Genomic DNA, 21,098 nt, shown 5'->3' with positions numbered 1-21,098 from the left:
TTATCTGTACATAATCCCCTTAGGTCCCCCCTAAATTCCGCCAAGCTTGACTGTGCCTGTAACACAGTATGGATTTTCATAACCAAACGCTTACTCATCCACACTTGGAAGTCCTCTTTGGACCCCGTTATATTTCTATAACGTGACATTCACGAAAAGTCAGTCGAGGGTTCGTCCCAGTCATTCTACTGATTCTAACCATAGGAATTTTATAGACACCAGACCTATCATTCACAGAAGATTTATATCTCCCTTTCCTCGTCTTTTACGTTAGGATGAACTTCAGCCTACTTTAACGGGCTTCAAACGATGTTGATGTTTGCAATATCGCTATCGCTTGCCGTAGCTTCAGTGAGTATGTTTCAGGACGTTACTCCATCATTCCATACTTTGGAATAGCAGTTCTACTAGCAGATGCTAGTGCTTAACCTTTTCAGTTAAGAACGTGTCACACTCAAATCAATATCGGGTACCTTATCTCCTTTAAATCCAAGGAACGTTTCGAACGGAATATCATGTCCATCTTTTACATATGGAATATTGCATACCGGACACTCTTTATCTGGTAAGTCGAAACCAGAACCTACCGAACCGTCATTAAAGAATTCTGATTGCTTACAATTCGGACATACATAATGCGGTGGTAATGGATTTACTTCTGTAATTTCCATCATCGTCGCAACGAATGATGAACCTACCGATCCACGCGAACCTACTAGATATCCGTCTACTAACGATTTTTTCACAAGCTTATGTGAAATTAAATAAATTACGGCGAATCCATGCCCAATAATACTTTTTAACTCTTTTTCTAAACGTGCTTCTACAATTTCAGGTAACTCTTCACCATAAATGCTACGCGCCATTTTATAACTCATGTCACGCGTTTCATCATCTGCACCTTCAATTTTCGGTGTATATAGATCATCTTTTACTGGATGAACGTCACCAATTAACGATGCAACCTTTTGTGTATTCGTGACAACAATTTCTTTCGCTGTGTCTTCACCTAAGAATGAAAAACACTCTAACATTTCATCCGTTGTACGGAAATGTACAGGCGGTAATGAATGTCGGTTTAACGGATTGGCTCCGCCTTGCGAACTGACTAAAATTTTGCGATACATCGCATCCTCTGGGTCTAAATAATGCACGTTTCCTGTAGCAACAACTGGTTTATCTAACGTCTCACCTAGTTTTACTAAATTAGAAATAATTGTTTTTAATTGCCCCTCATCTCGAACAAGTTCACGCTCTACTAAATGACGTAACACCTCTGGAGGCATTACTTCAATGTAATCATAGAACTGCGCAATTTCTTCTACCTCTTCAGGAGCTTTTTGCATCATTGCCTCAAACACTTCACCTTTATCGCAAGCCGTTCCTACTAAAATCCCTTCACGGTATTTTTTTAATAGTGACCTTGGTACACGTGGTACACGGTAAAAGTAATTTAGGTGAGAATAGGAAACAAGTTTATATAAATTTTTCAATCCTACATCTGATGTGGCAAGTAACGTCATATGACTTGGACGTCCACGCTTATACGCATCCCCTTGCCCCATACTATCATTTAATTGATCGTGATATTCAAATCCCTTTTCAATCACATCTTTTAACATTTTCACAAGTAAGTATCCTGTTGCTTCTGTATCATAAATCGCACGGTGATGTTGCGTTAATTCAATATCAAGCTTTTTACACATCGTATTCAATCGATGGTTTTTCATTTCCGGGAATAAGAATCTTGCAAGTTCTAACGTATCAATAACTGGGTTATTCGTTTTTTCTAGTCCAGCCTTTTTAAAACCTACGTTAATAAAGCCCATATCGAAGCTTGCGTTATGAGCAACAAGTGTATGGTCGCCCATCCATTCCTCAAACTTTTTAAACACTTCGTCCACTTCTGGCGCATCCGTTAACATATCATCTGTAATACCTGTTAATTCAATAATCGTCGCCGATAATGGTTGATGCGGATTTGCGAACGATTCGAAGCGATCAATAATTTCGCCACCTTTTACTTTTACAGCAGCCAACTCAATGACTGTATCGTATACAGCTGATAACCCTGTCGTCTCAACGTCAAAGACAACATACGTTTCCTCTGCAAGTAAACGATGCGCTTCGTTATACGCTATTGGTACACCGTCATTAACTAAATTCGCTTCTACACCGTATATAACTTTAACTCCAGCCTTTTTCCCCGCAGAATATGCTTCCGGGAACGACTGAGCCACAGCATGGTCTGTAACCGCAATAGCCTCATGTCCCCATTTACCTGCTTGGGCAACAAGTCTAGAAACAGGAGTAACAGCATCCATTTGGCTCATTGGCGTATGAAGGTGAAGCTCTACACGTTTTTCGCCTTCTGGCGCTTTATCTTTACGAGACGGTCCTGTTATTTCATTAATGTCATTTGCAATCATTACTAAATCTCGAACAAATGTATCATTTTGGACAGAACCACGAGCCTTCACCCACATTCCTTTTTTCAAGGATTGTAGCATTGGAATATCTTCTTTATCACGTGAGAACATTTTGATCATAATAGAATCTGTATAATCCGTTATTTTTAAAGTTAATAACGTACGTCCACTACGAAGCTCTTTTGTTTCCACATGGAAGACATATCCTTGAACCGTTTTTCTTCTTTCTTCATCTTGAATTTCTCGCATCGGTGTAATCTCTTCATCTGGCTTAATAAGATACCCGAGTGTGATCGGCCCTTCATGCACAACGCTGCTTTCTTCAGCTTGCTTCTTCGCCATTTCTTCCATAGCTTGTATAACACGCTCGCGGTCTTCTTGCTGCGTTTGCTCACGAAACTTTTGCATTTCTTCTGTATTTTGCTGTATATGTGTGTCTAACTGAAAACGCGGGAATCCAAAAGTTTCATATTGATCACCTACTGGTTTCGCAACGTTTTTCTTTAAAGCAGTAGATTCCAGCTCATTATTCACATTTATTAGCAACTTCACGCCATTCACCTGCGGAAGCTGCTTCTTTAAGTAAGCAAACATAGGTGAAAATGTAATTCGTTCCGTACAAAGCGGCCAATACGCTCTTACCTCTTCTTCTGTAAATTGTTTATTCTCTGTTTCTAATGCAAATGTTGTTCTTGCAATATGAGAAAATGATTGCTTAAGCTTTGTTTCTAGCAATTCATATACTTCTGTAGGCAAAATACGTGGCACTTGTAAATCAAAATGCCAACTTTTATTCGCTTTATCAATAACGAGCCTTTCAATACCACCGCCTTGTAAATATTGATTTATAAGGTCATCTGGTATTTGCAACTGCTGGAGTAAAATTTGAAATCGCTCTTGTTGTTCATTTGTTAAAGACATAAGCACTCTCCTTCCATTTGCTATTATAAAGTGAAACGTACTACAAAGAAAGATTTCTCCCTTCTTCTTTTACAAAATACGTTTACAAAGAAAGAGAAGGTACCTCATTACGAGGTACCTCTTCTTATTTTAAAATATTTGCAATATATGTTTGAAGTTCTTCTACTTTCACTTCTTCAGACTCGCCTGTAGCACGTACTTTCACTTCTACAATACCTTCGTCTGCTTTTTTACCAACTGTCACGCGAACTGGAAGGCCGAATAAATCTGCATCTGCAAATTTAACACCCGCACGTTCTGCACGATCATCTAGTAATACTTCATATCCTTGCTCTTGTAATGAGTTGTAGATGCTCTCACCCATTTCACGTTGTGCATCAGATTTCATATTTACTGGAATTACATGTACATGGAACGGTGCAACAGCTTTTGGCCAAACTAAACCGTTCTCATCATTAAACTGCTCTGCGATTGCTGCCACTGTACGAGACACACCGATACCGTAACAACCCATAATAAGTGGTTGTGTTTTTCCGTTTTCATCTAGGAATGTTGCGTTCATTGCTTCACTATAACGAGTTCCTAATTTGAATACATGACCAACTTCAATTCCGCGTGCGAAAAGAATTGTTCCGTTTCCATCTGGAGATTGGTCTCCTTCTTGAATGAAGCGTAAATCTGTATATTGACTCACTTTAAAGTCACGTTCTGGATTTACATTTACATAATGGAATCCTTCTTCGTTTGCTCCTGAACATCCGTTGACAATTGATGCTACAGCATGGTCAGCGATAATTTCGATGTCACCTGTTACACCAATCGGTCCTAATGAACCAACTTCACAATTTAATAATTCTTTCACTTCTTCATGAGAAGCAAGCTCAACAACTGAAGCGCCGTATACATTTTTCACTTTTACATCGTTTACTTCATGATCACCACGAACAAGTACAACTACTAATTTCTCATCTACTTTAAATACCATAGACTTAATACACTTGTCAGCTTCAATGTTTAAGAATGCAGATACTTCTTCAATTGCTTTTTGGTCTGGTGTTGCTACCTTTTCAAGTGCTTTTTCTGCTTCGTCACTCTTCGTATACGTAGCTACAACAGGAGCCATTTCGATGTTCGCTGCATAATCAGATGTATCAGAGTATGCAATTGTATCTTCACCAACTTCAGATAATACCATAAATTCATGCGTATCTTTTCCGCCCATCGCTCCAGAGTCAGCAATAACTGCACGGAAATTCAAGCCACAACGAGCAAAAATGTTAGAGTATGCTTTGTATAAGCGATCGTACACTTCATCTAAGCTCTCTTGTGTAGCATGGAAAGAGTATGCATCTTTCATTAGAAACTCTCTTCCACGTAATAAACCAAAACGAGGTCTTTGTTCATCACGGAATTTTGTTTGAATTTGGTATAATGTTAACGGTAATTTTTTATACGATTTCACTTCATCACGTACAAGATCCGTAATTACTTCTTCATGTGTCGCTCCTAATGCGAATTCACGAGCATTACGATCTTTCATACGCATTAATTCAGATCCGTAAGAATACCAACGGCCTGATTCTTGCCATAATTCTGCAGCTTGCATCGCTGGCATTAATAATTCTACAGCACCTGCGCGCTCCATTTCTTCTCGAACGATACGTTCTACTTTGTGTAGTACTTTTAATCCAAATGGTAGAAAACTATAAATACCAGAAGCATTTTGACGCATAAAACCTGCACGAAGTAATAACTGATGACTCTTAATCTCCGCATCAGCTGGAACTTCACGTAATGTAGGACTGAATACCATACTTTGTTTCATTTATTCGCACCTCTTCATTTTACTCTTACACGCAGTAAAACCCCTCACCTCGAGTTAGGTGAGGGGTTTTATTCTACGAGCTCTATTTCATTATAAGTTTCACTTTATTTTACAAGAAAAACTTACGAATGTCATTCCAAGTTACAACTAACATAAGTAACATTAATAATGCAAAACCAATAAAGTGAACCATTCCTTCTTTTTGACGGTCAATCGGTTTCCCGCGTAACGCTTCAATTAAGAAGAAGAACAAACGTCCACCGTCTAAAGCAGGGACTGGTAGTAAATTAAATAAACCAAGGTTAATACTTAACACTGCCGCTAAACTTAATACACGCGTAAATCCATAATCTACAACTTGATCTGTTAGATTATAAATTCCTACTGGACCTGACAACTCATTAATAGAGAATTGACCAGTTACTAATTTCACAAGAGACTCAAAAATTAGTTTCGTCCATTGGTATGTTTGTTCAAAACCTGATTTAATAGAACCCATCACTGTTTTCTCTACAGGAGAGTAAACACCAATTCTACCTACTTCGTCTTTTCCTTCTTTATCGAGCGTCGGCGTTACTTTTACATTAAACTGTTCATTATCACGCTTTACTTGTAACGTAATTTCTTTATTTGGGTTTTCACGTACAATGGTAACAACATCTTTCCATGTACTGGTGTTTTTCCCATCGATCGCTTGAATTGCATCATTTTCTTTTAATCCAGCTTGCTCAGCTGCACTATTCTCCATCACTTTTCCGACCATTGGCTTGTCAACAGGAACACCTTGTACAAATCCAAGAATCACAAAAATAACAAATGCTAAAATGAAATTCATTGCAGGACCTGCAAAGATTGTTAAAGCACGTTGTCCCAATTTCTTAGAGCCAAACTGCCTATTATACGGAGCAATTTGAATTTCTTCACCAGCAGTAATAATACGAGCCTTTTCATTCACTCGGAATGTTTGAAGCTCTTCCTCGTACTCTTCATAGCCCGAAATTGTTAGATTATGCTCTAAATCAGCTTGTTCCACTTCAATAACGCGAACATTTGGATACTTTTCATATCCATCAAAAACTAATTTCGCAACTTCGTCTTTTTCATTTAATACGAGGCCAACCTTTTTCCCAGGCTTTAATTCAACTGTATCTGCATCCTCGCCAGCCATTCTTACATAGCCACCAAGAGGCAGTAATCGAATCGTATACACCGTTTCATTCTTTTCAAATGAGAATATTTTCGGACCAAAACCAATCGCAAACTCACGGCATAAAATACCTGCTCTTTTTGCGAAATATAGATGCCCTAGCTCATGGAAAAATACGAGTGCACCGAAAATTAATATAAAGGCAATCGCTGTATTCAATTCCATAACCACCTTTGCTAAATTTGTTCCATCACAAACCGTCTTGTGGCTGCATCAATTTCCAGAATTTCCTCTAAGCTCGGACGTGCAATGACATTGTGATGGTTCATTGCTTTTTCAATGAGGTCTTCCACTGTTAAGAAACCAATTCTCTTTTGTAAAAAAGCTTCAACAGCTACTTCATTCGCTGCATTCATTACAGCTGGCATACTTCCACCTGCTTTTCCAGCTTCATACGCAAAACGCAAGCAACGGAAACGTTCTTGGTTCATTTTCTCAAAATGCAATGTACCCATTTCCCATAAATTCAACTGCTTTGTGTCTGAAAGAGGTAATCGATCAGGATATGTAAGTGCGTATTGAATTGGTACTCGCATATCAGGTGAGCCAAGCTGTGCCATTACACTACGATCTTCAAATTCAACCATAGAATGGATAATACTTTCTTTATGTAAAACAACATCGATTTGCTCATAAGGGATACCAAAAAGCCAATGTGCTTCAATTACTTCTAGTCCCTTATTCATCATTGTAGCAGAATCAATTGTAATTTTCGAACCCATTGACCAGTTTGGATGTCTAAGCGCATCTTCTACGGTCACATGATGCAATTCATCTCTCGTTTTATCACGGAAACTTCCACCAGAAGCCGTAATAATTAGTCGAGAAATTCTTTTTTCATTTTCACCATTCAAACATTGAAAAATAGCTGAATGTTCACTATCTACTGGAAGTAACGAAACATTATGTTTTCGTGCCGCTTCCATTACAAGATGCCCTGCAGTTACTAACGTTTCTTTGTTTGCAATTCCAATTGTTTTTTTCGCCTCAATTGCACGAAGTGTTGGTAACAACCCTACGCTACCTACAACAGCATTTACTACAATCTCCGCATCTGGATGTAATGCTACTTCTAAGAGCCCTTCACTACCATATACAATTTTTGTATTACCAGAGACAGCTTGTAATTTTAAAACATCTTCCTCTCTTTGCACAGAGACGATTTGCGGAGAAAATTCTTGAATTACCTTTACTGCGTAGTCAATATTTTTCCCTACAGAAAAAGCAACGAGACGGAATTGGTCTGGGTGCGAGCGTAATACATCTAAAGTTTGTGTACCAATTGATCCGCTTGCACCTAATAAACTAATGTTTTTCATGACTCCAACCCCTCGTTCATTTATTAATTGTATTGTAATAAGAAGTAGAGAATTGGTAAAACGAATAACCAACTATCTGTTCGATCTAATATACCACCATGTCCAGGTAAAATTGTACCTGAATCCTTTACGCCATAATGACGTTTAAATGCAGACTGTACTAAATCACCAATTTGTCCAAAAATAGAAATGATAATTGTCAACACAATTAAAATCCCTACATTAGCCTCAACTGGGAAGAACATATTGTAAACGAGTGCCACAACAATTCCACAAACGATGCCGCCTAATGAACCTTCAATCGTTTTATTTGGACTAATTTCTGGCCACAATTTCCTCTTTCCTAATGCCTTTCCTACGAAATATGCGCCTGAATCAGTAGCCCATATAACAAATAATGCACAAAACACATATTTAATTCCTAATATTCTCGTTTCATTCAAATATAGGAATCCCATTCCAACATATGTTGTTGCCATTAGTAAAAATGAAGCATTGTCAAAAGTAAATGTATTCTTAGAAAGGACTGTATATGATAAAAGTAATAAAACAATCACAAATGTGATTTCTAATTTACCTAATCCAATCTGCGTAAACAGTTCTGATGCACTGCTTGGAATTAAAATAATCCATAATAATACTGCAGCTAAAACTGTTGGTACTGAAATAAGCGTAAGCTTATTCATACGAATTAATTCATATAAACCTATAGAAGCAAGTGCATACACTAAAACCGTAAAAGGCACGCCACCGTAAATTACGATGGGAATGAATAGCGCGGCAGCAACCACTCCAGTAATAATTCTCTGTTTCACTACCAAACCCTCTCTTTCTACACGCCTCCGAATCTGCGCCCTCTATGCTGAAAGTCTGTAATTGCATTTAGCAAATGTTCCTCGGTAAAATCTGGCCAATACACATCTGTAAACCAAAATTCCGAATATGCAATTTGCCATAACATGAAATTACTAATCCGTAGCTCTCCGCTCGTACGGATTAACAACTCTGGGTCAGGTAAAGAACTCGTCATTAAATAGGAAGAAAGCATTTCTTCACTTACATCTTCAACACGAATTTTTCCTTCCTCACTATCTTTCACCATATGTTGCACAGCAGAAACGATTTCATCTCGACTTCCATAGTTTAACGCGAAATTAAGAATTAATCCCGTATTCTCTTTCGTATCTTCCATGGCCTTTTCCATCGCTCTGCGTGTATGCGTAGGAAGACGATCTTGTTGTCCTATTACTCGAACTTGAACGTTCTCTTCAATCAATTCTGGTAAAAATGTACCTAGAAATTCTTCTGGAAGCCTCATTAAATAGTCAACTTCCTTTTTCGGTCTTTTCCAGTTCTCAGTTGAAAAAGCATAAAGAGTTAATACTTTCACATTAAGTTTGCTTGCAAATTTTGTGATTTTCTTTACAACTTGCATGCCTTCATGATGTCCCGCAATACGAGGCATCGCTCTCCTCTTTGCCCATCTTCCATTACCATCCATAATGATAGCAATATGTTCTGGGATGTATCCTTTTTTCACTTTTTCAACGAGATGATCAAACGATGCGACCTTTTTACTTTTAAAAAAAGGAAAGTTTTTAAACATCATTCATACCCTCCAGCAAGCAGACGTATGCCTAAAAGTGTAAAAAGACCCCCTTAAGAAGAGGGTCATATTTGCGAAGGTATCGCTATTACACTTCCATGATTTCTTTTTCTTTGTTTTTTGCGATTTCGTCAACTTTTGCAATATATTTATCTGTTTCTTTTTGGATATCTTCAGTATATCCTCTTAAATCATCTTCTGTAATATCGCCAGCTTTTTCAAGCTTCTTAAGATCATCGTTACCGTCACGACGTACGTTACGAACAGCAACTTTTGCTTCTTCAGCATATTTTTTCACAACTTTTACAAGATCACGACGACGCTCTTCTGTTAATGCAGGGAATGCAATACGAATTACAGTTCCATCATTAGAAGGATTTAAGCCTAAATCTGCTTTTAAGATTGCTTTTTCAATATCACCGATAGAAGTTTTATCATAAGGTTGAATTACAAGTAAACGTGCTTCTGGAACTGTAATGTTCGCTAATTGCACAACAGGTGTTGGTGCACCATAGTAATCAACTTGTACCTTATCTAATACAGACGAGCTTGCACGACCTGCACGAACTGTTGCTAATTCACGAGAGTAAGCAGCAACTGCTTTTTCCATTTTTTCATTTGAAGACTTCAATACTTGTTGTCCCATATTTATTTCCCCCTTACAACTGTTCCAATATTTTCGCCTAAAACGGCACGTTTAATATTACCTTTTTCCATAACCGAGAATACAATTAATGGAATATCATTGTCCATACATAAAGAAGAAGCTGTTGAATCCATTACACCTAAACCTTCTTTTAATACATCTAAGTAAGTAAGTGTTTCGTATTTCGTAGCTGTTGGGTCAAGAGATGGATCTGCATTATATACGCCATCTACATTGTTTTTCGCCATTAAGATAACGTCTGCTTCGATTTCCGCTGCACGAAGTGCTGCCGTTGTATCTGTAGAGAAATATGGGTTACCTGTACCTGCTGCAAAGATCACAACACGTTTTTTCTCTAGATGACGAACTGCTTTACGACGAATGTAAGGCTCTGCTACTTGACGCATCTCGATTGAAGTTTGAACACGAGTTTGAATTCCAATGTTCTCTAGGCTATCTTGAAGAGCTAATGAGTTCATAACTGTTGCTAACATACCCATGTAATCTGCTCCAGCACGATCCATTCCCATTTCACTTCCGATTTTCCCACGCCAAATGTTTCCGCCACCAACAACAACAGCAACTTCTACATCAAGTTCTGCAATTTCTTTCACTTGTTCCGCAACTGATTTAATAACAGATGGGTTAATTCCAAATCCTTGTTCGCCAGCTAACGCTTCTCCGCTTAGCTTTAATACGACACGATTATATTTCGGTTTACTCATAATGAACCTCCAATTGCTTACATCTTTATTTTAAAAAAGGGAACACAATGTGTTCCCTAATCTTTATTAGTTGCTACCTTTTACTTGGTTCATTACTTCTTCAGCAAAGTTGTCTTCGCGTTTTTCGATACCTTCACCAACAGCGTAGCGAACGAATCCTTTTAATGTTCCGCCTTTAGACTCAACGAACTGACGAACTTTCATATCAGGGTTTTTAACGAATGCTTGGTCAAGTAAGCAAATTTCTTCGAAGAATTTGCCTAGACGGCCTTCAACCATTTTTGCAACGATTTTTTCAGGCTTGCCTTCGTTTAATGCTTGTTGTGTTAATACTTGACGCTCATGCTCAACTTCTTCAGCTGTTACAGCATCGCGGTCGATGTATTTAGGGTTAACTGCAGCGATGTGCATTGCAACATCTTTAGCAGCAGCTTCATCAGTAGAACCTTCAAGAACTGTTAATACACCAATACGTCCACCCATGTGTAGGTAAGCGCCGAATGCATCTGCATCAGTTTTTGATACGATTTCGAAACGACGAAGTGTAAGTTTTTCACCAATTTTAGCGATTGCTTCGTTGATGTGCTCTTCTACTGTTTTGCCGCCTTCGATTGTTTGAGCCATAGCTTCTTCAATGTTAGCTGGTTTGTTAGCTAATAAGTGAGCAGCTAATTCTTTAATTAACGCTTGGAAACCTTCGTTTTTCGCAACGAAATCAGTTTCAGAGTTTAATTCTAAGATTAAACCTTCGTTACCGTTTGTTTCGATGAAAGTTAAACCTTCAGCAGCGATGCGGTCTGCTTTTTTAGCAGCTTTTGCAATACCTTTTTCACGTAAGAAGTCAATTGCTTTCTCCATGTCGCCATTAGTTTCAGTTAAAGCTTTTTTGCAGTCCATCATACCTGCGCCTGTTTTTTCACGAAGTTCTTTTACCATTTGTGCAGTGATTGCCATATTTTTCATCCTCCTAAAATATGTATTTATACCTTTTTAAAAAGGTGTTTATACCTTAAAAAAGGTGATAAAAGGCCGAACCCCTTATCACCTTTCCAAATTTGTTACGCAGTAACAGTTTCTTCACCTTGTTTTGCTTCAAGGATCGCGTCTGCCATTTTAGATGTAAGAAGTTTTACAGCACGAATTGCATCATCGTTTGCTGGGATAACGTGATCGATTTCGTCTGGATCACAGTTTGTATCAACGATACCGATGATTGGAATGTGTAATTTGCGCGCTTCAGCAACTGCAATACGCTCTTTACGAGGGTCTACTACGAATAATGCACTTGGAAGACCTTTCATATCTTTAATACCGCCTAAGAATTTCTCAAGACGCTCTAACTCTTTTTTAAGTTGAACAACTTCTTTCTTAGGTAGTACTTCGAAAGTACCATCTTCTTGCATTCTTTCGATGTCTTTAAGACGCTTGATACGCTTTTGGATTGTTTGGAAGTTTGTTAAAGTTCCACCTAACCAACGTTGGTTAACGAAGTACATACCAGCACGAGTTGCTTCTTCTTTAATAGCTTCTTGTGCTTGTTTTTTAGTACCTACGAATAAGATGTCTCCACCTTCAGCAGCGATGTCACGCATCGTTCTGTAAGCTTCCTCAACTTTTTTCACAGTTTTTTGTAAGTCGATGATGTAGATACCGTTACGCTCTGTGAAAATGTAACGCTTCATTTTTGGGTTCCAACGACGAGTTTGATGTCCGAAATGAACACCAGCTTCAAGCAATTGCTTCATAGAAATTACTGACATAATTTAGTTCCTCCTAAATGGTTTTTGATATCCTCCGTTTACTTCATCTCTAAGCGAAACTACAAACGTAGCACCAACACTTAAATCAGTAAACGTGTGTACTTTGTACTGACACCACTGCTTACTATATCATACTGAAATATTACAATCAAGTCGAAAATGCGAACAATGTAAAACTTTCTTTTTTTCACGCTCGAATTCTAGTATTCCCAACCTTCACTTCCTTTAAGCAAGGCGGTGAAGGTTAATTAATAGTTTTCTAATGAACGTTGTCACGACGCCTTACGTAAGCAAAATCATTCTCTTAAAAAAACAAAAAACTCTCCTCAACCGAGGAGAGTTTTTATATAAATTAGTTTGTTTTTAATTTAGCAAGTTCCTGTAGAAACTTGTCGTTTAGCACTTTAATGTATGTTCCTTTCATACCTAAAGAGCGAGATTCAATAACACCAGCACTTTCTAATTTACGTAGTGCATTTACGATTACAGAACGAGTAATTCCTACGCGATCAGCAATTTTACTTGCAACAAGTAAACCTTCTGTTCCATTTAATTCTTCGAAGATATGCTCAATTGCTTCTAACTCACTGTAAGATAATGAGCTGATCGCCATTTGAACAACAGCTTTACTACGTGCTTCCTCTTCGATTTCTTCCGCTTTTTCACGTAAGATTTCCATACCTACTACAGTTGAACTGTATTCAGCAAGGATTAAATCATCATCTAAGAACTCTTGACCAAGACGAGCTAACACTAATGTACCTAGACGCTCACCGCCACCAACGATTGGTACGATTGTAGTTAAACCTTGACCGAATAATTCTCTATTTTCTACTGGGAATGCTGTGTAAGCACTGTTTACATCTAAGTTAGAAGATGTTTCTGTAATGTTGAATAAGCTTTGTGTGTATTCTTCCGGGAATTGACGCTCTGCAAGCATTTGTTTCATACGCTCATTCTCAATTTGTTGGTGAATTGCATAACCTAGTAATTTACCACGACGGCTTACTACGAATACGTTCGCTTCGATTACTTCACACATTGTGTCAGACATTTCTCTAAAGTTTACAGGCTTTCCTGCTGCGCTCTGTAATAACGCATTTAATTTTCTTGTTTTTGCTAATAATTCCATTTCAAAAGTTCCTCCTACATGTTACTCACATATTTTTTCATCACTTGGAAACTAGGGCGAGTCACCTGATGACACAATTACAAAATAAACTGGCTCACATCTTTATTTTTAGCAATCGTTGCTAATTTCTCCTCAACGTATTGAGGTGTTATCGTTATTTTCTCTAACGTAATTTCAGATGCCTCAAACGATAAATCTTCAAGGAGCTTCTCCATAATCGTATGAAGTCTTCTTGCTCCAATATTATCTGTATCCTGATTAACTTGATAAGCAATCTCAGCAATCCTACGAATAGCTTCGTCTGAAAATTCAATTTCTATACCTTCAGTCGCTAATAAAGCCATATATTGTTTAATTAACGCATTGTCAGGCTCGATTAATATTTTAACAAAATCATCTGTCGATAATTTTGTTAATTCTACTCGAATCGGAAATCTCCCTTGCAGTTCCGGAATTAAATCTGACGGTTTAGACATATGAAACGCTCCAGCTGCAACGAATAAAATATAATCCGTTTTTACTGATCCGTATTTTGTCGCAACATTCGATCCTTCTACAATTGGTAAAATGTCACGTTGCACACCTTCACGTGATACATCTACGCTATTCGACTGCTTACCAGCAATTTTGTCAATTTCATCGATAAAAATAATCCCGAGCTGTTCAGCACGATAAACAGCCTCTTGTGTAACTTCATCCATATCAATTAAGCGCTGTGCTTCCTCATTTGTCAAGAGTTTTCTTGCTTCTTTCACAGAAAGTTTACGTTTTTTTGTTTTTTTCGGCATAAAACTTCCTAATGCATCTTGGAAATTCATTCCCATTTGTTCCATGCCAGTTCCTTGTAACATATCAAACATGGAAGACTGTTGCTCAGTCACTTCAATCGATACAATTTCATCTTCAAGAAGTCCTGCAGCAAGCTTTCTTTCTACATCTTGACGTTTCTTTTCGATTTCAACATCTTCCTGTGCATCAGATGTTTGATTCGAATTTTGAGCACCGCCAAATAGCATTTCTAATGGGTTTTTAAATCCAGATTGTTTCTCCGGACTCGGCACTAAAATTTCAACAAGACGTTGGTTCGCTTGTTCTTCTGCTTTGTCTTGAACTTTCACTACCATTTCTTCTTTTACGATACGGACCGACGCTTCCACAAGGTCACGTACCATCGATTCTACATCTCTACCTACATATCCAACTTCTGTAAATTTCGTAGCTTCAACCTTAATAAAAGGTGCTCCAACGAGTTTCGCCATTCGTCGTGCTACCTCTGTTTTACCAACACCTGTCGGTCCAATCATTAAAATATTTTTAGGTGCAATTTCATCACGTAGATTTTCAGCTAATTTACTTCGACGGTATCGATTTCTCAAAGCTACAGCAACCGCTTTCTTCGCATCTTTTTGACCGATAATGTATTGATCTAATTTTTCCACAATTTGACGCGGAGTAAAATGTAAATGCATATAAAATGCCTCCCTTACGATTCTACAATTCTTCCACAATTATATTGTGGTTTGTATAAACACAAATATCGCCAGCAATGTCTAAACTCGCTTTCGCAATTTGCTTCGCTGTTAAATGTTCACTTGCATATTGCTTTAAAGCACGACCTGCAGAAAGCGCATAATTCCCACCAGATCCAATCGCTAAAATACCATCATCCGGTTCAATCACTTCTCCTGTACCTGAAACAAGAAGCATAGTTGTTTTATCCATGACAATGAGCATCGCTTCTAGCTGACGTAACATTTTGTCGCCACGCCATTGTTTTGCCATTTCAACTGCAGCACGCTGCAAGTTCCCATTGTACTCTTCTAATTTCCCTTCAAACATTTCAAAAAGAGTAAATGCGTCAGCAACGGAACCTGCAAAGCCAGCTAAAACTTTCCCTTGGAAAAGTTTACGGACTTTACGAGCTGTATGTTTCATTACAACTGCATTTCCCATTGTCACCTGACCATCTCCAGCCATTGCACATTCTCCATTATGATGAACTGCAAATATCGTTGTAGCGTGGAAATTTCCCATAGAAAAAACTCCTTTATATGTTTTTATAGCTTTAAAAGCAATTTATGCCCGCGGGTGATGCTTCATGTAGACAGAACGCAATCTTTCTTTAGAGACATGCGTATAAATTTGTGTCGTCGACAAATTCTCATGACCGAGTAGTTCCTGTACAGTACGTAAATCCGCCCCTTCATCTAACATGTGTGTAGCAAATGTATGCCTTAACATATGGGGACTTATCCGCATTGTCAGTGAAGCCTTCTTAATGAGTTCGTTTAATACATAGCGTACCCCTCGACTTGTTAGCGGCGTGCCTTTCGCATTTAAAAATACCATATGAGAGTGTTCTTCAGTTTTGTGAGCTAACTGTTTTCTCCCGTTCTCTATATAAGTAATTAAAGCATCTTGCGCATAGCTTCCGAACGGAATATACCTTTGTTTTTTTCCTTTTCCCATTACTAAAATTGTTCCCACCGCGAAGTCAATATCGGTAAGTTGTAAATTGACACATTCACTCACACGGATCCCAGTCGCATACATCAACTCTAATAAAGCTTGATTCCTTTGACCTAGCGGCGTTTCCGTATCAGAAACTTCAAATAATTCCTCTAATTCTTCAGCATATAAAAACTTTGGGATTGACAATTCTTTTTTGGGGAGTGACGCAAGTGCAAAAGGATTATCTTTCCGATAACCTTCACGCATCAAAAAACGATATAAACTTCGTAAGCTTGATACTTTTCTTGCGACAGATTTACGGGCTAACTTTTCATCGTGCAACGTCGTTAAGTACAAACGAACATCCGCGTATGTAACATCTAAAAAAGAGGATATGCCTTCTCGCTCCATAAATTGCACAAAATGTTCTAAATCATTTTGATAACTTGCAATTGTATATTTTGAATAATTTCTTTCAATTTGTAAATATCCAACGAATAATTGTAACAATTTCTTCACATTCACACAATTCACCTCAATAAAGGCTACTAAATCGTATCACAACTTAGTAGCCTTTGCAAGAAATTTAACTAAATATTTACAAAATTTTGAATTGTTTCTAAAGCGCGTGTTGCATATGCTTCATTTCGTTCTGCTTTCCTCTTAACTTTCTTCTCTAACGGTGCAAACAAACCGAAGTTTGCATTCATTGGCTGGAAGTTTTTCGCGTTTGTCGCAGTAATATAATTCGCCATACTTCCCATTGCAGTTACAGGCGGTAATACAACCGGTTCTTCACCTTTCACAAGTCGAGCAGCGTTAATACCCGCTAGTAATCCTGACGCCGCTGATTCAACATATCCCTCTACTCCAGTCATTTGACCAGCGAAGAATAAATCATCACGTTGTTTATATTGATATGTTGGACGAAGCAAGTTAGGTGAATTAATAAAAGTATTACGATGCATTACACCATAACGTACAATCTCTGCGTTTTCCAGTCCTGGAATCAACTGTAACACTTCTTTTTGTGGTCCCCACTTTAAATGCGTTTGGAAACCTACGATATTGTATAACGTTCCTGCTGCATCATCTTGACGTAACTGAACAACAGCATATGGCGTTTTTCCTGTTTTCGGATCTTCTAATCCAACAGGTTTCATCGGTCCAAATACTAGCGTCTGTCTTCCTCTACTTGCCATAACTTCTACCGGCATACAACCTTCAAAGAAAATTTCTTTTTCAAATTCTTTTAAAGGTACTGTTTCAGCAGCAATTAAAGCCTCGTAAAAACGGTCAAATTCCTCTTCCGTCATTGGGCAGTTTAAATATGCAGCTTCACCTTTATCGTAACGAGACTTTAAATATACTTTATTCATATCAATGCTGTCTTTCTCAACAATCGGTGCTGCAGCATCATAGAAATAAAAATAATCTTCACCTGTTAATTCTTTTAATTGTGCAGCAAGATCAGGAGACGTAAGTGGACCTGTCGCGATAACAGTAGGTCCTTCTGGAATTTCAGTAATTTCTTCATTCATCACAGTTACGTTCGGATGGTTTTTCACATACTCTGTTACCTTTGCCGCAAATTCATGACGATCTACAGCTAAAGCCCCTCCTGCTGGTACAGAGCACTCATCAGCTGCACGAATAATAACAGAGTCCATTAAACGCATTTCTTCTTTAATAACACCAACAGCGTTTGTTAATGTGTTTGCGCGAAGCGAGTTACTGCATACTAACTCTGCAAATTTATCTGTGTGATGAGCCGGCGTTTGCCTTACTGGTCTCATTTCATATAATTTTACTTGGACACCTCGTTTTGCAATTTGGTAAGCTGCTTCACTTCCTGCAAGACCTGCGCCAATGACGTTTACTACTTGTGTTGTCATATATATCACCTTTCCTTTTCTTCCCGAAAAAAATGTGAGCAGTTACGCTCACATTTGTTGTTCTTCTTCATAATCACACGAAATACATTGTACTTGCACGCCTTTTTTCAACTTCTTCTCTACAAGCATACCTTCGCACTTCGGACATTTACGACCAATTGGTTTATCCCAAGATACAAAGTCACACTCTGGATACGTACCGCACCCATAGAAAAGACGTTTCTTTTTATTACTACGACGTTCAATAATTTGACCTTTATCACACTTCGGACAAGTAACACCGATTTCTTTCACAATCGGTTTTGTATTACGACAATCTGGGAAATTCGAACAAGCCATAAATTTCCCGTATTTACCCATTTTAAAGACCATTGGGTGCTCACACAATTCACAGTCTTCCCCAGCTGGTTCATCTTTAATTTCTACTTCACGCATTTCTTTTTCCGCTTTTTCTAAACGCGGTTCAAAGCCTACGTAGAAATCATCAACAATTTTTACCCAATTCGCATTTCCTTCTTCTACTTCATCAAGACTTTGCTCCATGTTAGCAGTAAATTCAATGTTAATAATTTCTGGGAAAAACTCTAAAATAAGTTCAATTACTATTTCACCAAGTTCAGTTGGAACGAAGCGTTTATTATCCAAACCTACGTATCCACGTTTTTGAATCGTTTCAAGTGTCGGTACGTAAGTCGACGGTCTTCCAATTCCAAGCTCTTCAAGTGTTCTTACTAGACGAGCCTCTGTATAGCGCGGCGGAGGTTGTGTAAAGTGTTGCTTCGGTTCTAAATCCTTGGAAAATACCGTTTCCCCTACTTCTAAAGGTGGCAACATTTTATCCTTTTCTTCAGCCCCGTCATCTTTCGACTCTACATACACTTTCATAAATCCTGGAAACTTTACAACCGATCCACTTGCACGGAACTGAACATTGTTATTAATGAGTCTAGCTGTCACAGTATCCATTATAGCAGACGCCATTTGACTTGCAACAAATCGCTCCCAAATCAGTTTATACAACCGAAGTTGATCACGACTTAAGAAACTCTTTAGTTCCTCTGGCCTTCTCATTACCGAAGTAGGACGAATTGCCTCATGCGCATCTTGCGCGTTCGACTTTTTCGTTTCTTTCTTCTTTTCTGTTCCTATGTATTCCGCACCAAACGACTCAGTAATGTAAGTACGCGCCTCTGTTTGAGCTGTTTCTGAGATACGTGTTGAGTCAGTTCTCATATACGTAATAAGACCTACAGTCCCTTGCTTTCCAAGATCTATCCCTTCATACAATTGCTGCGCGAGCATCATTGTTTTCTTTGCTCGCATGTTTAACTTACGCGCTGCCTCTTGTTGCAAGGAAGATGTTGTAAACGGTAATGCAGGATTACGTTTTCGCTCTTTTCGCGTTACATTTTCAACTGAAAACGCATTATCTTTCATCTGTTCAATTATTTCATTCACTTGCGTTTCATTCGTTAATTGAACTTTTTCACCATCTACACCGTAAAAGCTTGCTTCAAATGTGTCTTTCCCTTTCACAAATTCCGTCTTAATTGTCCAGAATTCTTCAGGCTCAAAGCTTTGAATTTCTCTTTCACGTTCAATAATTAAACGAACTGCTACAGATTGTACGCGTCCTGCACTTAATCCTTTTTTTACTTTCTTCCATAATAAAGGACTAATATTGTAACCAACAAGACGATCTAGTATACGCCTTGCTTGTTGTGCATCTACTAAATCCATATTAATCGCACGAGGATGTTTAAATGACTCTTTGATTGCATCTTTTGTAATCTCATTAAACACAACTCGGCAATCTGATTCAACGTCCACATTTAACGTATTAGCTAAATGCCAAGCAATCGCTTCCCCTTCGCGGTCTGGATCGGCCGCGAGATAGACTTTCTTTGCTTTTTTTGCCGCTGATTTTAAGTCTTTTAAGACGGGACCTTTACCACGAATGGTAATATACTTCGGGGTGAAGTTGTTCTTTACTTCTATCCCCATTTGACTTTTAGGTAAATCGCGAACGTGTCCCATAGACGCGACAACTTTGTATTTTTTCCCTAAATATTTCTCAATGGTCTTCGCCTTAGAAGGCGACTCCACGATTACGAGGTAATCTGACATGCTAGTGCCTCCTTAAGAGGTGGATTCAAGTCTTCATCAATCTTATTGATTTCTCTTGTTTTTGTCAATCAAGAATGAATATACCATACAGCGCCTATCTACCATTTGTCAATAATTGTTTAATAAAAACATAAAAATATAAGGTTAATTTATAATCTCTTCCAAGATATCTTCTGCATTTCTTACTAGTTTTGCTCCTTGTTGAATCAGATAATTCGTTCCTGATGCACTATCTATAAATATAGGTCCAGGAAGTGCAAATACCTCTCTATTTTGCTCTAAAGCAAGGTCCGCAGTAATAAGTGTTCCACTTCTTGATTTCGCTTCTACAACTAAAACACCCTTACTTATACCACTAATAATCCGGTTCCTTTTTGGAAAATACCATTTTTTCGGTGCATAGTGCGGCGGATACTCTGTTAATAACAATATATATTCATTCCACGTTCCATATAAATGTCTATTCTCTTTTGGATACATATACGATAATCCATGTCCTAGTATTGCTATAGTCGGGCAATGCTGTCTTACTGTTATTTCATGAGACATTGTATCTATCCCTCTTGCAAACCCACTGACAATAAGCCATTCCCTTTCTAATAAGGGGTGTAAAATAAATTTTAAACTCTCATGTCCATATAAAGTCGGTTCCCTCGTTCCAATAACCGCTAATTTATTCACTCTATTGAGAAAATCCTTCTCTCCTTTTCCATATAACACAAAGGGTGGATCCTGTATTTCACGTAATAATTGTGGATAATCTTCATCCCATATAGTCATATAAAAGATTCGATTTTTCTCTAAATAAGATATATATTGCAAGAGATTTGAACTTTGAAGAAAATTTACTAATTCTGAAGATTTTTTCGAGGATATTCCAGTGTAGTATTCCATTTGTTTTGCATTAAAAGTGTATATTCCCTTCAATTCTGGATCGACATATAGTAGTCTTTCCATCGCCTTCCAATGATCTGCTAAAAAATAATGAAGATGTAATAATCGTTCTCTTTTCATCCTAATTCTCCTTACCCATAATTTTTATTATGTAAACAAGA

16 protein-coding genes and 1 pseudogene are annotated in these 21,098 nt (G+C 38.0%); all 17 read right to left on the bottom strand.

What is annotated here, in order from left to right:
* Nucleotides 1–452: 452 nt before the first annotated feature.
* Nucleotides 453–3,350: pseudogene (locus QCI44_RS08550) on the bottom strand (PolC-type DNA polymerase III); the annotation flags it as partial.
* 124 nt (nt 3,351–3,474) lie between these two features.
* On the bottom strand, nt 3,475–5,175 hold the full coding sequence (locus QCI44_RS08545; RefSeq protein WP_016086611.1) for a proline--tRNA ligase: 1,701 nt from the start codon (nt 5,173–5,175) through the stop codon (nt 3,475–3,477).
* Between the two features lie 109 nt (nt 5,176–5,284).
* Complete coding sequence (gene rseP / locus QCI44_RS08540; RefSeq protein ID WP_016086610.1) at nt 5,285–6,541, bottom strand: RIP metalloprotease RseP; 1,257 nt, start codon at nt 6,539–6,541, stop codon at nt 5,285–5,287.
* A 17-nt stretch (nt 6,542–6,558) separates the two neighbouring features.
* A complete protein-coding gene (dxr, locus tag QCI44_RS08535) occupies nt 6,559–7,701 on the bottom strand; it encodes a 1-deoxy-D-xylulose-5-phosphate reductoisomerase (RefSeq protein ID WP_016086609.1) in 1,143 nt (380 codons plus the stop codon).
* Between the two features lie 23 nt (nt 7,702–7,724).
* Entirely contained in the window at nt 7,725–8,516 is a 792-nt protein-coding gene (cdsA, locus tag QCI44_RS08530; protein ID WP_016086608.1) for a phosphatidate cytidylyltransferase, read from the bottom strand.
* 17 nt (nt 8,517–8,533) lie between these two features.
* On the bottom strand, nt 8,534–9,310 hold the full coding sequence (gene uppS, locus QCI44_RS08525) for an undecaprenyl pyrophosphate synthase (RefSeq protein ID WP_000971311.1): 777 nt from the start codon (nt 9,308–9,310) through the stop codon (nt 8,534–8,536).
* An 85-nt stretch (nt 9,311–9,395) separates the two neighbouring features.
* Nucleotides 9,396–9,953, bottom strand: coding sequence for a ribosome recycling factor (gene frr, locus QCI44_RS08520; RefSeq protein ID WP_000531504.1), 558 nt, complete (start codon nt 9,951–9,953; stop codon nt 9,396–9,398).
* Nucleotides 9,954–9,955: 2 nt separating this feature from the next.
* Nucleotides 9,956–10,678, bottom strand: coding sequence for a UMP kinase (gene pyrH, locus QCI44_RS08515; protein WP_000042667.1), 723 nt, complete (start codon nt 10,676–10,678; stop codon nt 9,956–9,958).
* Between the two features lie 66 nt (nt 10,679–10,744).
* Nucleotides 10,745–11,632, bottom strand: coding sequence for a translation elongation factor Ts (gene tsf, locus QCI44_RS08510; RefSeq protein WP_001018584.1), 888 nt, complete (start codon nt 11,630–11,632; stop codon nt 10,745–10,747).
* Nucleotides 11,633–11,736: 104 nt separating this feature from the next.
* Nucleotides 11,737–12,438 (bottom strand): 30S ribosomal protein S2, encoded by a 702-nt coding sequence (gene rpsB, locus QCI44_RS08505; RefSeq protein ID WP_000111485.1) that lies wholly within the window; start codon nt 12,436–12,438, stop codon nt 11,737–11,739.
* A gap of 352 nt (nt 12,439–12,790) precedes the next feature.
* On the bottom strand, nt 12,791–13,570 hold the full coding sequence (gene codY / locus QCI44_RS08500) for a GTP-sensing pleiotropic transcriptional regulator CodY (RefSeq protein ID WP_000421290.1): 780 nt from the start codon (nt 13,568–13,570) through the stop codon (nt 12,791–12,793).
* A gap of 77 nt (nt 13,571–13,647) precedes the next feature.
* Complete coding sequence (hslU, locus tag QCI44_RS08495; protein ID WP_016086607.1) at nt 13,648–15,039, bottom strand: ATP-dependent protease ATPase subunit HslU; 1,392 nt, start codon at nt 15,037–15,039, stop codon at nt 13,648–13,650.
* Nucleotides 15,040–15,061: 22 nt separating this feature from the next.
* Nucleotides 15,062–15,604: an ATP-dependent protease proteolytic subunit HslV gene (gene hslV / locus QCI44_RS08490; protein ID WP_000526271.1), complete on the bottom strand. Its 543-nt coding sequence runs from the start codon at nt 15,602–15,604 to the stop codon at nt 15,062–15,064.
* A gap of 42 nt (nt 15,605–15,646) precedes the next feature.
* Complete coding sequence (xerC, locus tag QCI44_RS08485) at nt 15,647–16,546, bottom strand: tyrosine recombinase XerC (protein WP_001101238.1); 900 nt, start codon at nt 16,544–16,546, stop codon at nt 15,647–15,649.
* A 65-nt stretch (nt 16,547–16,611) separates the two neighbouring features.
* A complete protein-coding gene (gene trmFO / locus QCI44_RS08480; RefSeq protein WP_000211997.1) occupies nt 16,612–17,916 on the bottom strand; it encodes an FADH(2)-oxidizing methylenetetrahydrofolate--tRNA-(uracil(54)-C(5))-methyltransferase TrmFO in 1,305 nt (434 codons plus the stop codon).
* A gap of 48 nt (nt 17,917–17,964) precedes the next feature.
* Nucleotides 17,965–20,043, bottom strand: coding sequence for a type I DNA topoisomerase (gene topA, locus QCI44_RS08475; RefSeq protein ID WP_016086606.1), 2,079 nt, complete (start codon nt 20,041–20,043; stop codon nt 17,965–17,967).
* A gap of 144 nt (nt 20,044–20,187) precedes the next feature.
* Nucleotides 20,188–21,057, bottom strand: a complete 870-nt coding sequence (dprA, locus tag QCI44_RS08470; RefSeq protein ID WP_016086605.1) for a DNA-processing protein DprA — start codon at nt 21,055–21,057, stop codon at nt 20,188–20,190.
* Nucleotides 21,058–21,098: the final 41 nt, after the last annotated feature.

The sequence above is a fragment of the Bacillus cereus group sp. RP37 genome, from assembly GCF_040459695.1.
GTDB lineage: Bacteria > Bacillota > Bacilli > Bacillales > Bacillaceae_G > Bacillus_A.
Note: the sequence above shows the minus strand (reverse complement) of the source record. Positions and strands in the feature narration are given on the sequence as shown.